Raw genomic sequence first — 12,825 nt, 5'->3', positions numbered from 1 at the left:
CGCGGCACCTCATCCAATCGCACGACGACACCACGGTTCGACTCAATGAAAGCCTTCCACTGCAACCGATGCGACCAGCGCGTGTTCTTCGAGAACGTGCGGTGCGAGCGCTGCGAGACGCTGCTCGGCTACGTGCCCGAACTGGGCGAAATCAGCGCGTTCGAAGAAGCAGGCGACGGCCAGTGGCGCAGCCTGCATCCCGACGCGAAGGACAAGCTTTACCGTCAATGCCACAACTACGCGGTCGAAAACGTCTGCAACTGGATGCTGCCCGCCGACGACCACGAGACGCTATGCCGCTCATGCCGCCTCACGCACACGATCCCGAACCTCGCCGAGCCGAACAACCGGCTCTACTGGTATCGGCTGGAGACGGCCAAGCGGCGCCTGCTCTACACGCTCGACGCGCTCGGGCTGCCCATCGAGTCCCGCCAGGCCGATCCCGAGAACGGGCTCGAATTCGACTTCCTCGAAAACACGGTCGCGAACGGGCCCGTCATGACCGGGCACGATAACGGCCGCATCACGCTGAACATCGCCGAAGCCGACGATGCGCATCGCGAGAAAATCCGCACCGACATGCGCGAACCGTACCGGACGCTGCTCGGGCACTTTCGCCACGAATCAGGGCATTACTACTTCGAGAAGCTGATTGCGGGCACGCCCTGGCTGGAACCGTTTCGCAAGCAGTTCGGCGACGAACAGCTCGACTATGCCGAAGCGCTCGACGCCTACTACCGCGACGGCGCGCCCGCCGACTGGGAAAACAGTTTCATCAGTGCATACGCAACGATGCACCCGTGGGAAGACTGGGCGGAAACGTGGGCGCATTACCTGATGATCGTCGACGTGCTCGATACGTCGACGGCTTACGGGCTCGCGCTGCTGCCGCCCGCGCCGAACGAGCCGCGCCTGACCGACCAGACGCCCGTCGAGGAAGCCAGCTTCGATAATCTGATGAAACGCTGGTTTCCCCTGACGGATGCGCTGAACAGCCTGAACCGCAGCCTCGGCATGCCAGACGGCTATCCGTTCACGCTGGCGCCGCCCGTCGTGGACAAGCTGCGTTTCGTGCATCGCGTGATCGCGCGGGGCTGGGCACGCAGCTAGCCGCGAGCGCGTTACTTCTTTTGCAGCAGCGCTTTCAGCTCTTCGACGTTCTCTTCGACGCGCTTCGCAATCACGGCATACGAATCCGCCTGCGTGCGATAAGCCGCTTGCGTCAACTGCTGCATGTCGGCGAGCGCCTTGTGCAGCGTCTGCTGAACCAGCTCCGCCGTCTGCGCCGACGGCACGCCGCCCGCCGCCGCCTGCTTTTGCGCGAGATCCTGCAGCTCCGTGAGCGTGGTGCGCAGCATTTCCGCCTGCTTCTGCGCGAGCGCCTGCATGCCTTGCACAGCTGTCTGGTTAGCGGTGATCAAGGCCTCGACATCCTTGCGGCGCGCTTCCATCACGGCGGGCACGTCGAATCCCGGCAGCTTGAACTGTTCGAACATCTTGTTGAATTCGGCGAACGGATTAGCGGCGTCAAAGGGTTCCATGCTGATCTCCTCAAGGCGCGTCGGTGAATGGGGAATGTGCCGTAAAGGAGTTGAAGCGGGCACACGGCTCGATCATGCCCGTTAATGCGGCAACGCGCCAGCGCGCGCTACGACGCTGCGCCGTTTCCGATCAGCCCGGCGCGGGCGCGCCGCGTGCTGCCCGTCATGGCGCCCCGCTTTGCGTTTGCGCCGCAACTCATATCATGCCGTGATGCAGTTGAATCACATGCCAATACGGGTTTTCCCTCGATCGTCGAGGCTGCGCCACGCTTTCTGGCTCGCGCGACGTGGCGGATTTATATCACGTTGGCATATATCCATGATCACAAGTTGTTTCCGTTCTGAGCCCTTTTCTTTTAAGGTACGCATGCCTGCTTCCCTCTATAGAACCGAATTTTGACTCGCTCTCTCTTTTTCCACTGGTTGGCGCGCTTTTTTCCGCCTGCGATGAACGTCAAATGGCCGGAGCGCATGCGCTCGGCCCTTGGCGCGTTGATCGGCATCGCCTTCACGGGCGGCAGCATGCATCTGCTGCTCGGTGCGAACGCGAACATTCCGCTGCTGGTCGCGCCGATGGGCGCGTCGGCCGTGCTGCTGTTCGGCGTGCCCGCCAGTCCGCTCGCGCAACCGTGGTCGATCATCGGCGGCAATCTCGTGTCGGCGACGGTCGGCGTGACTTGCGCGATGTTCATCGTCGACCCCGTCGCGGCGTCTGGCCTCGCGGTGGGCGCGGCGATCGCGGCCATGTTCGCGCTGCGCTGTGTGCACCCGCCGTCGGGCGCCGTCGCGCTGACAGCCGTGCTCGGCGGCCCCGCGATTCATGCGCTCGGCTACCGCTTCGTGCTGGAGCCCATCCTGATCCAGTCGGCTGCGCTGCTGAGCGCGGCGCTCGTCTATCACGCGGTGACGGGCCACCGCTATCCGCACGCGACGCGCGCGGCGCCCGCCGCGCCGCAAACGCCCGCGTCAAGCAACAGCATCACGCGCGGCGACCTCGAAGCTGTGCTGAACCGCCGCGGCGAACTGCTCGACATCGACCCTGACGATCTCGAAACCCTGTTCCGCGAAACGCAATTGCAGGCGTATGCGCGCACGTTCAGCGAACTGGCCTGCCGCGACGTGATGTCCGCGCCCGTCGTCAGCATCGCGCCGGACACCACGCTGCGGGCCGCCGCCGATCTGCTGCAGCGTCACGCGATCAAGGCGCTGCCCGTGATCGACAAGCGTCAGCATGTGGTGGGCATTGTCACGCGCGCCGATCTCGCGAACAAGCCGAAGAGCGCCGATCTGCGGCTGATGGAAGCGCTGTCGGCGCGGCTTTTCGGGCGTAGCGGACAGCGCGCGCGGCTCGTGAGCACCGTCATGACGCCGCATGTGCGCACGGTCGAAACCCGCACGCCGATCGTCGAACTGGTGCCGCTTTTCGCCGATGACGGCCATCATCACATTCCCGTAACCGATGCGCACGACCGGCTGGTCGGCATCATCACGCAGTCCGATCTGATTGCCGGACTGTACCGGCAGACACAGATGCAGGCGCACGCGCAGCAGCGTCCCGCCGCCTGAGCGCGCGTCGGCGCGAGCCGCCGCGCTTTCGCTTTCGTTTCCGATTTCGCTTCCGATCCAGCACCGATTCCTCCGCGCGACACAGTGAAAGTGCCGCCGCATATATCACTTTGTGATACATTTTTGATTTTCGTCTCGCGCACCCATCGACATGAAAGTTCTCACACGCACATTGAACAAGGCGGACTACGAGCAGCTATCGGAATTCCGCTATCAGATGCGGCGCTTCGAGCGCTTTTCCGAACAGGCCGCGCAAGGCGAAGGCATCACGCCGCTGCAGTATCTGCTGCTGCTGCATATCAAGGGCTATCCGGATCGCGAGTGGGCCACCATCGGCGAACTCGCGGAGCGTCTGCAGGCGCAGCATCACGGCGTCGTCGCGCTGGTGTCGCGCTGCGAGGCGCTCGAACTCGTCAAGCGCAAGATCAGCGACACCGACCGCCGCCAGGTCGAAGTACATCTGCTCAAAGCGGGAGAAAAAGTACTCGCGCGGCTTGCCGAATTGCATCGCGCGGAACTGCGCTCGCTCAAGGGCGCGTTCTCCATTCCCCAGATCGACCTGGAATCCTGATCGAATCCTGCGTGCTGCCATGAGCGACAACTCTCACAAGCGGGACTTTTCGAGCAATTCGCGTTTGCCGGGCATCGCTGCGCTCGCGGCGGGCATCGGCCTGCTCAGCACGCTCGCGGCCTACGTGCTGCTGAGCCTGATTCATCTGTTCACGAACATTTTCTTCTTCGGCAGTTTCTCGTTTGCCGACCGCTCGCCCGCTGCGAATACGCTCGGCCTGTGGGTGATCGCCATACCCGTTATCGGCGGGCTGATCGTCGGCCTGATGGCGCGCTTCGGCTCGGAAAAGATCCGCGGGCACGGCATTCCCGAAGCGATCGAAGCGATCCTGTTCGGCAAGAGCCGCATGTCGCCGAAAGTTGCCATATTGAAGCCGCTTTCGTCGGGCATCGTGATCGGCAGCGGCGGTCCGTTCGGCGCGGAAGGTCCCATCATCATGACGGGCGGCGCGCTCGGCTCGCTGATCGCGCAGTGCGTGCACGTGACCTCCGCGGAGCGCAAGACGCTGCTCGTCGCGGGCGCCGCGGCGGGCATGACGGCCGTGTTCGGCACGCCCGTCGCGGCCGTGCTGCTCGCTGTCGAACTGCTGCTGTTCGAATGGCGGCCGCGCAGTTTCCTGCCCGTTGCATTGGCGTGTGCCGTCGCGGGTTTTGCGCGCGCGATCTTCTTCGGCACCGGTCCGCTGTTTCCGCTCGAAACTGCGCCCGCCACGGCCATCTCGCTGGTGTCGTGCGTGATCGCGGGGCTGTTGTCGGGCGCGCTCGCGTCGGGCTTGTCGGCGGCGCTCTACAAGACGGAAGACCTCTTTCACAAGCTGCCGCTGAACTGGATGTGGTGGCCCGCCATCGGCGGCTTCGCTGTCGGCATCGGCGGCTTCATCGAGCCGCGCGCGCTGGGCGTCGGCTATGACGTCATCGGCGATCTGCTGCACCAGCGCATCGCGCTGCAGGTGGCGCTGGCCATCCTCGTCGTCAAGGCGCTGATCTGGGTAGTCGCGCTCGGCTCCGGCACGTCGGGCGGCGTGCTGGCGCCGCTGCTCATGCTAGGCGCGGGGCTCGGCACCGTGCTCGGGCACGTGCTGCCCGGCAACGAGCCCGCGCTGTGGCCGCTCGTCTGCATGGCCGCGACGCTCGGCGCAACCTTGGGCGCGCCGCTCACGGCCATCGTGTTCGCGTTCGGCCTCACGCACGACAGCAACGCGCTATTGCCGCTGCTCGCCGCGACGCTGGTCGCGCACGGCTTCGCGACCGTCGTGATGAAGCGCTCGATCATGACGGAGAAGATCGCGCGGCGCGGATATCACATCTATCGCGAGTACGGCGTCGATCCCCTCGAACGTCATTACGTCGATGAAGTGATGTCGCAGAAGGTGGATTCAATCGATGGCTGGCTCAGCGTGCGCGACGCGCTCGCCGCGTATTTCGGCGCGACGCAGAGGCGGCGTGCGTATCCCGTCGTGCGCGAGAACGGCGCGGTGCTCGGCATCGTCGATCGCGCGATGCTCGAGGCCGTGCGCGACAGTACCTCGCCTCACGCGCTCGATACGCCCCTCGCCGACGTGCTGCGCGAGTGTCCTCTCGTCGTCGCGCTGCCGGACGAAACCTGCCGCGTCGTCGCGACGCGTCTGGCCGTGCATGAACTCGAACGGCTGCCCGTCGTCGCCGATTACGACTCGATGCAACTGATCGGCGTGGTGTCGCGCAGCGATCTCGTGAAGCCTTCCGTTGCGCATTTCGAAGAAGAGCACAAGCGCGAGCGCTTTCGGCGCATCGGCTTCGCCGCGGGCAAGGAACACTTTCCGCCCGTGCGAAAAACACCGACACGCACGCACGGCTGAGCGCCGCAACGACCGTGCCGCAATTGCCAGATCGGCCCGCGCCGTATGAAGTCTATGATGGAAGAGGCGACGTTGCATCGACGGGAGGCCCGTCATGAAGTTCATGAACCTCACGACTGCCCTGCTCACGGGCGCTGCATTGACGGGCGCGCTCGTCAGCATGGGCGCATACGCGCAACACATCCGCATTCAATCGGGTACGTATGGCGGGAATTGCGGCGCCGCCGCAGGCAACGCGACGCGCGATCTCGCATCGCACTGCGACGAGCACGCCACCTGCCGCTACATCGTCCACGCGAAATACGCTGCTGCGCAGCGGGCATCGTGCGCGCGCGACTTCGTGGCGCAATGGTCTTGCGATCGCGGCGAATCGCATCTTGCGACGCTGAGCGGCGAAGCGGGCAACGGCAGCACGCTCGTCCTCACCTGCGTGCCCTCGACGGGCGCGGGCAAATAACCGGTGCACGCTCAGAGATCGAGCATGAGGTTCGCGTTGTTTGCGTCGACGACGGAATGCGCCACGCAGATCAACTCACGGCCGTCCGAACTATGCGGGGCCGCACAGGTAGAAACAACGGCGAAAAACGCCATAAGGCCGTCAAACCGTTTTCAACACGCGCGGCTTCAGTTCCGGGATGGGATCGCTGGTTAACTCGCTTTTGCCCGCCACGATCGACAGATAACGCAGACAGCATACGCGCAGAAACGACGCGAAGTTGCTCGGCACTTCGCCGCGCAGCGTGATGAGTTCGTCGTAGAGCTTGACGGCGAATTGCGTGGTCGTCATGTTTTCGCGCGCGGCGATTTCGTGCAGCACGTCCCAGAAGAGATTTTCCAGCCGCACAGTCGTGATCACGCCATGAATGCGCAGCGAACGCGTGCGCGATTCGTACAGGATCGGGTCGGCGTTGACGTACACGTTGCACATGGTTCGTCTCCTTAGTCGTTCAGCATTCGGGTCGAGCGCGGCCACGTCTGCGACACGCGAGCCGCGCTCGTCCCGTTGCGTCGATCAGATCGTGCGCCGGTTCATCTGCGTCGCGATGTGGTCGGCCTGACGGATCGCCAGCGTCACGATGGTCAGCGTCGGATTTTCGGCGGCGCCCGTGGTGAACTGGCTGCCGTCCGAGATGAACAGGTTCGGCACGTCGTGCGTCTGGCCGAACTTGTTGCACACGCCGTCCTGCGCCTTGGCGCTCATGCGCGCGGTGCCGAGATTGTGCGTCGACGGATACGGCGGCACCTGATACACCGTCTTCGCGCCCGCTGCCTGATAGACGGCCGTGCCCTGTTTGAAGCCGTGATTGCGCATGGCTTCGTCGTTAGGGTGATCGTCGAAGTGCACGTTGGGCACGGGCAGGCCGTACTGGTCCTTCACGTCGTTGTTCAGCGTGATGCGGTTCGTCTCGCGCGGCATGTCCTCGCCGACGATCCACATGCCCGCCGTGTACGGATACGCGTCCATCGCCTGCGTGAAACCGGGGCCCCACGCGCCGGGATCGAGAAAGGCCGCATAGAAAGGCAGCCCGAGCGACACCGTCTCCATGTGATAGCCGCCCGCGAATCCGCGCGACGTATCGAAGCGCGCTTCGTCTTCGATGATGCCCGCCATCGTCGTGCCTTTATACATGTCGACCTTGTCGTTGAACACCGCGTAGACGGAGCCCGTGGTGTGACGCATGTAATTGCGCCCGACCTGTCCCGACGAATTCGCGAGGCCATCGGGAAAGCGGCTCGAATGCGAGTTCAGCAACAGGCGCGGCGTCTCGATTGCATTGCCCGCCACCGCGACGATGCGTGCCTTCTGCCGTTGCAGCTTACCGTCGGCGTCGTAATAGACGACCGCGCTTGCCTTGCCCTTCGAATCCGTTTCGATCTTCACGACTTGCGCCTGCGTGCGCAATTCCATGTGGCCCGTGGCCTGGGCGCGCGGAATCTCGGTGTACAGCGTCGACCATTTCGCGCCCGTGCGGCAGCCCTGGAAACAGAAGCCGCGCTGGAAGCAATGCGCGCGGTCGTCGCGCACGATGCTGTTGGTCGCCATGTGCCCCGTGTTGCATTCCTTGTAGCCGACTTTGGTCGCGCCGTTGTACATCACCTTGAAGTTGTTGTTGCCCGGCAAGCCGGGCAAGCCGTTGGTGCGCGTCACGCCCATTTTCTTTTCCGCGCGGTCGTACCACGGCGCCATTTCGTCGCTGGTGACGGGCCAATCGAGCAGGTTCGCATCCTTGATCGCGCCGTAACGGGTCTTTGCCTGGAACTCGTGCGGCTGAAAGCGCAGGCTGGCACCCGCCCAGTGCGTCGTCGTGCCGCCCACCGTCTTGCAGATCCACGCGGGCAGATTCGGGAAGTCGGTGGCGATGCGCCACGTGCCCGAGGTCGTGCGCTTGTCGAGCCACGACAGCATCGAGAACGAGCCCCATTCGTCGGTGATGAAATCGCCTTGCGTATGCAGCTTGCCCGCTTCGAGCACGATCACGTCGATGCCCTTCTGCGCAAGCTCGTTGGCAAGCGTGCCGCCACCCGCGCCGGAACCGATGATGACCACTGCGCGCGCATCGTTGTGCGCGAAGTGCACCTTGTTGTTGTCGTCCATGTCAGGTCTCCGTTGCTCAGCTGTCGGTGGGAATCGGGCCGCTCGCAGCGGCGGGCGGATTCGGCAGCCAGGCGAGGTCGTTGAAGCCCTTGTACAGATAGCCGCCGTCGCCTTGCGCCGCGCCATAGCCGAAATGCGCGTACGCCATGTCGTTGCTGTACAGCGCGACGATGGCCGTCGTGCGCACGGTCTTGAAGAACGGCGTTTTCTCCATCGCGGCGACGTCGCGTGCCTGATCGGCGGCGGAGCGTTGGGTCCAGTCCGCGCCGTTGTCGAGCTGCTTCACGCCGTCGGCGAGCTGCTGGCGCACGGCGGGATCTTTCGCCGCCTTGCCGTCGAGATCCTTGACGACGAGCGCATAGACGGCATCGTCGAGCGTCTTGTGCGGATACTGCTGCTTGACGAAGGCGAGCAGCACGGCGCCCTGATGCGTGTCCAGCGCCTGCATTTCGAGCGCCCAGACGCGGCTCGGCGCGAGCGTCGCGAGGATCGACGGGAAGGCCAGCGTGCCGACCAGCACGCCCGTCCCCTTGAGCCATTCACGCCGGCTGAGCGAGCGCGGCGCGTGCGATGCATGAGCGCCGTCAGACGTCGCGGCAGGTTCCATTTCGATGGGAATCACTCTGTGACTCATGCCTGTCTCCTTGAGTTGCGTTGTGGGGGCACGGCGTCATGCGGCCTGCTATTGGTAGTGCCCGTGCCGTTCGAGCACTTCGATCTTGTAGCCGTCTGGGTCTTGAATGAAGAAATAACGCGCGAGCAGCGCGCCGTCGTCGTTGTGAAACTCGCGCACGTCGTTGGGCGTCATGCCGAGCTGAAGCAGGCGCTCGCGCTCTGCTTTGACATCGTCGACGACCAACGCGACGTGTCCGTAGCCGTCGCCGTGCGAGTATGCGTCTTCGCGTCCCTTGTTCCAGGTGAGTTCGATCTCGCTGTCCGATTCGTTATTGCGCAGATAGACGAGCGAGAAGTCGGGAAAGTCGAGCCGATGCGAAGGCGCGAGTCCGAAAGCGTTTTGATAGAACTTCAGCGAGCGGTCCAGATCCTGAACGCGGATCATCGTGTGGATCAGCTTGGCCATGTCGTCACTCCTTTCGTTTGATGCTGAGTGTAGAAGTGAGATGTGCGCTGTGGTAATGCAGGGCTAAATGCGCGCGGGCTGCGCTTAGGGACTTGCCCTATGCTGCGCATGCGAACACGCGAAGCGCTCGCCGTGCGTCCATGCGCGTCGCGACAAGGCGATGCGCCGCCTCGCCGTCGAATGCGGCGCAGCATGAACGCGCCCGTCATGCCGCGCGCCGACGGCGCGATCCAGGGTAAGCGATATATCGTCGCGCGCATCGTCATGCGCGTTCGGCAGCGCGCTAGACGGCGCTCACCTCGTGCGGCGGGCTGACGCCGGCAGCGGAAAGCGCTTCGTGCAGCGTCGCGAATACGTTCGACTCGCCGACAACTTGCGTAATGCCATGCCGGTCCATGTCGGAGCGCAGATAAGGTGTCACGCGCCCGAAGATCACGTCGACCTTGCGATCGTGCACGTCGCCGATCAGGTCGCTCAGCGTGCGCGCCGCCGAATAGTCGAGCGCGGTGATCGCGCCCGCGTCGACGACGAACGCGCGCACTCCGCCCGGCGCTGCATCGACGAGCTTCAGCACTTCCTGCGAGAACAGGTGGTCGTTGGCGAAGAACAGGTCGGAGCCGAAGCGATAGACGATCAGGCCGGGCGCCGTCATGATGCCCGGCGTCGCTGGCACCGGCTGCCATTTGCCGTTGGCCGCCGACGGCTCGAGCACCATCGTATGCGGACGGTAGCTGTGGCGCACATGCCGCAGCAACGACAGCGCGACGGCGAGCAGAATGCCGTGCTCGACGCCCACCATCACGACGGCCGCCGCCGTGACGAGCGCGAGCGCGAACTCGCCGGGGCTTTCGCTGCGGATCGCTGCGAGGCTCGGCACATTGACGAGGCCGACCGCGATCGTGAAGACGATTCCGGCCAGCACGCAGTGCGGCAGGTATTGCAGATACGTACCAAAGAACAGCAGCACCACCACCACGACAGCGGCGAACGCCAGCTGTGCGATCTGGCTGCGCGTGCCGGCGCGCTCGGCCATCGCCGTCTGCGTCGGACTGCCGTTGACGACGAACGTGCCGCTGAAGGCGGCGGCGGCGTTGGCGGCCGCGAGCCCGAGGATATCGGCGTTGGTGTCGACTTCCTCGTGATATTGCTGCGCGAACACGCGCGCGGCGGCAGCGCTCTGCGCAATGATCATCACGAAGCACGACGCCGCAACGGGTATCAGATCGAGAAACTGCTGCCACGTCACGGCGGGAAAGCCGAGCGGCGGCAATCCGCCGGCAATCGGACCGAGCACGCTGATGCCGTGCGCGGCGAAATCGAACGTCTTGCTGGCGGCGATGCTGCCCACCACGGCGATCAGCGGCACGGGCACGCGCGGCAAGAAGCGCTTGCACAAAAGAATGGCGCCCACGACGAGCGCCGTGAGCGCGAGCGTAGGCAGATGCGCCTGCGCGGCATGAACGATCACGTAAAACACTTGCGCCAGACTGCGCGACGACGGATACGGCACGGTCATGCCGAACATGTCGCCGAGCATCGCGATCGACACCTGCACGCCCACGCCCGTCAGAAAGCCGACCAGCACGGTGCGCGAGAGGAAATCGGCGAGAAAGCCTAGCTTGAAGATACGCGCGAGCAGCAGCAACGCGGCCGTCAGCAGCGCGACCATGCCCGCCAGCGCGACGTACGCGGCGCTGCCCATCGGCGCGAGCGTCGATGCGCGGCTCGCGAAAATCGTCGCGGTGGCCGAATCGGCGGCCACGACGAGATGCCGCGACGCGCCGAACAACGCGAACGCGACGAGCGGCAGGAAGACCGTGTACAGCCCCGTCACCGTGGGCATGCCGGCGATGCGCGCGTAGCCGAGCACCTGCGGGATGTCCATCGACGCGAGCGAGATGCCGGACAGCACGTCGCGCCATGCGCACGCGCGGTCGACGGGAAAAATGCCCTTGAGGATGCTCAGGCGCGCCGGTCTGTCGTCTGGATTGTGCATGCTGGGCTGTCGCGAAGAATGATGCGTGCATCGTGCCCCGAACGATCGCGCGATGGCAAGGGGCCGGATGAGCCTCGCTTCCGTACCGGAAATCATCCCGCAATCTGTATAGGTACTGTACCGGCCCGCCTAGCTACACTGTCGACACTGCCTTTGACATCGACCATGCGGAGCCGATCATGTCCTTCGACACCTTGAGCGCCTTGCCCGCCGGCATCCTGTTCGCGCTCGTGACGACCATCACGCCGGGACCGAACAATACGATGCTGCTGGCATCGGGCGTCAACTTCGGCTTTCGCCGCACGCTGCCGCACATTCTCGGCATCAGCGCGGGCGTCGCGTTGCTGATGCTCTCCGTCGGCTTCGGACTGGGCGAAGCCTTCCGGCGCTTCGAGGTGCTGTACACGGTGCTCGAAGTGCTGAGCGTCGCGTATCTGCTGTATCTCGCGTGGAAGATCGGCACGTCGGGTGAAATGCAGGTGAAGAAAGGCGAGCGCCGGCCGATGCGCTTTCACGAAGCCATCGCGTTCCAGTGGGTCAACCCGAAGGCGTGGATGATGGACCTGACAGCCGCGACGACCATCCACCTGAGCGCCGACTTCGGCACCAATGCGCTGCTGATGGCCCTGCTGTTCTACGTGATCGGGCTGCCTTGCATCTGCCTGTGGGCCGCGTTCGGCACGGCGATGCGCCGCGCGCTGTCCAACCCCGTCTGGCTGCGCACCTTCAACGTGGCGATGGCGCTGATGCTGGTCGCGACGCTCTATCCCATCGTGATGCGTCTGGTCGCGTAAGCGCTCTTTCGTCACTTCGCTCATGCGGGCAGCCTGGAAAATTTTCTCTGATTGCATCGTTTTTCCCACTGCCCGCGCTTCAAACGTGCGTCGCCGCACACGGACCGCCTCGCGGTTTGCCGTTAGAATAGCCAGGACATAACCCTGTCCCCGCGAGCGAGCCTCACGTCGTCCCGGCCGCACTGGCGCCGATCACCGACACTCCCAGGCTCACTAATTGCTCCAAGACCACGGTTATCTGCCAGCAGATTTCACCGGCGCGCGCTCGGCGCCCCGGTTCCTCCACCGATAGACGCAGACCGTACAGGTCGGAGGCGTTGCAAACATGGACGCACAGGAATCGCCGGAGCAGGCGCGCGGCCGCCGGCAACAGCAATACGACAGCGCTTTTCTTCCCGGCAGCGACGATTCGCAGGCGAGTCATTACAACTGGGTACAGATCTGCCTGATGTCGGCGATGGGTCTGGCCGTCGGCGTGATGGGCACGGCTGCTTACGTGATCTGGTTCAGCCGCGATCAGGTCGCCTACGCCGAAGCGACGCAGGCAGCGCGCCGGCCGCCCGCGCAGTTCGCCACCGTAAAAACGGACCTGCCCGTGCCGCCGCATGCCGCGGTGCCGACCAGTTCCGTTTCCGGCCGCGTGACGCCCGCGTCGCCGTCGCAACGGCCGGCATCCGTCAATGCCGGCCTGTTTGCCGCGACGCAGCCCACCGCCGCCGAAGACGATGACACCGATGTCGACGCCGCCGATGAATCACAAACCGGTGCATCACCAGGCGCACAACCCGGCCCGCAACCCGGCACGCAGCCAGCCGCCCGTCCCGGCGCCGCGCCCAATGCCGT

General features: G+C 64.6%; 13 protein-coding genes. 7 read left to right on the top strand and 6 right to left on the bottom strand.

Annotated elements, in window-relative coordinates:
* Positions 1-45 precede the first annotated feature (45 nt).
* Positions 46-1,110: a zinc-binding metallopeptidase family protein gene (locus H3V53_RS32015; protein WP_336601266.1), complete on the top strand. Its 1,065-nt coding sequence runs from the start codon at positions 46-48 to the stop codon at positions 1,108-1,110.
* An 11-nt stretch (positions 1,111-1,121) separates the two neighbouring features.
* Here the strand turns inward: H3V53_RS32015 and H3V53_RS32010 are convergent, their stop codons facing one another.
* The gene (locus H3V53_RS32010) at positions 1,122-1,541 is read right to left on the bottom strand and encodes a TIGR01841 family phasin (protein ID WP_054919944.1); all 420 of its coding nucleotides are present in this window, start codon (positions 1,539-1,541) and stop codon (positions 1,122-1,124) included.
* A gap of 447 nt (positions 1,542-1,988) precedes the next feature.
* Between H3V53_RS32010 and H3V53_RS32005 the strand changes: the two genes are divergently transcribed.
* The 4 genes from H3V53_RS32005 (at position 1,989) to H3V53_RS31990 (ending at position 5,972) form a co-directional block, all read left to right on the top strand.
* Entirely contained in the window at positions 1,989-3,107 is a 1,119-nt protein-coding gene (locus H3V53_RS32005; protein WP_336601265.1) for an HPP family protein, read from the top strand.
* A gap of 151 nt (positions 3,108-3,258) precedes the next feature.
* Positions 3,259-3,678: a MarR family transcriptional regulator gene (locus H3V53_RS32000; RefSeq protein WP_054919939.1), complete on the top strand. Its 420-nt coding sequence runs from the start codon at positions 3,259-3,261 to the stop codon at positions 3,676-3,678.
* Between the two features lie 19 nt (positions 3,679-3,697).
* Positions 3,698-5,515, top strand: coding sequence for a chloride channel protein (locus tag H3V53_RS31995; RefSeq protein WP_336601264.1), 1,818 nt, complete (start codon positions 3,698-3,700; stop codon positions 5,513-5,515).
* Positions 5,516-5,609: 94 nt separating this feature from the next.
* Positions 5,610-5,972, top strand: a complete 363-nt coding sequence (locus H3V53_RS31990) for a hypothetical protein (RefSeq protein WP_336601263.1) — start codon at positions 5,610-5,612, stop codon at positions 5,970-5,972.
* A gap of 141 nt (positions 5,973-6,113) precedes the next feature.
* Here H3V53_RS31990 and H3V53_RS31985 read toward each other — a convergent pair whose 3' ends face one another.
* The 5 genes from H3V53_RS31985 to H3V53_RS31965 form a co-directional block, all read right to left on the bottom strand.
* Positions 6,114-6,443, bottom strand: coding sequence for a ribbon-helix-helix domain-containing protein (locus tag H3V53_RS31985; RefSeq protein ID WP_054919934.1), 330 nt, complete (start codon positions 6,441-6,443; stop codon positions 6,114-6,116).
* An 84-nt stretch (positions 6,444-6,527) separates the two neighbouring features.
* Positions 6,528-8,111 carry a GMC family oxidoreductase gene (locus H3V53_RS31980; protein WP_336601262.1) on the bottom strand — a complete coding sequence of 528 codons (1,584 nt, stop codon included), beginning with the start codon at positions 8,109-8,111 and terminating at the stop codon, positions 6,528-6,530.
* Positions 8,112-8,127: 16 nt separating this feature from the next.
* Complete coding sequence (locus H3V53_RS31975; RefSeq protein WP_336601261.1) at positions 8,128-8,745, bottom strand: tat (twin-arginine translocation) pathway signal sequence; 618 nt, start codon at positions 8,743-8,745, stop codon at positions 8,128-8,130.
* Between the two features lie 48 nt (positions 8,746-8,793).
* Positions 8,794-9,192 (bottom strand): VOC family protein, encoded by a 399-nt coding sequence (locus H3V53_RS31970; protein WP_336601260.1) that lies wholly within the window; start codon positions 9,190-9,192, stop codon positions 8,794-8,796.
* Between the two features lie 283 nt (positions 9,193-9,475).
* A complete protein-coding gene (locus H3V53_RS31965) occupies positions 9,476-11,188 on the bottom strand; it encodes a SulP family inorganic anion transporter (protein ID WP_336601259.1) in 1,713 nt (570 codons plus the stop codon).
* Positions 11,189-11,367: 179 nt separating this feature from the next.
* On the opposite strand from H3V53_RS31965, the gene H3V53_RS31960 reads away from it, so the two are divergent.
* Both H3V53_RS31960 and H3V53_RS31955 read left to right on the top strand, forming a co-directional pair.
* Positions 11,368-11,982 (top strand): LysE family translocator, encoded by a 615-nt coding sequence (locus tag H3V53_RS31960; protein WP_336601258.1) that lies wholly within the window; start codon positions 11,368-11,370, stop codon positions 11,980-11,982.
* A gap of 325 nt (positions 11,983-12,307) precedes the next feature.
* A partial coding sequence (locus H3V53_RS31955; RefSeq protein ID WP_336601257.1) for a hypothetical protein occupies positions 12,308-12,825 on the top strand: 518 nt, incomplete at its 3' end.

The organism is Paraburkholderia bengalensis (assembly GCF_037126505.1).
GTDB classification, from domain to species: Bacteria; Pseudomonadota; Gammaproteobacteria; order Burkholderiales; family Burkholderiaceae; genus Paraburkholderia; species Paraburkholderia bengalensis.
The sequence above is the reverse complement of the archived record's forward strand: the minus strand, read 5'-3'. Positions and strand labels throughout refer to the sequence as shown.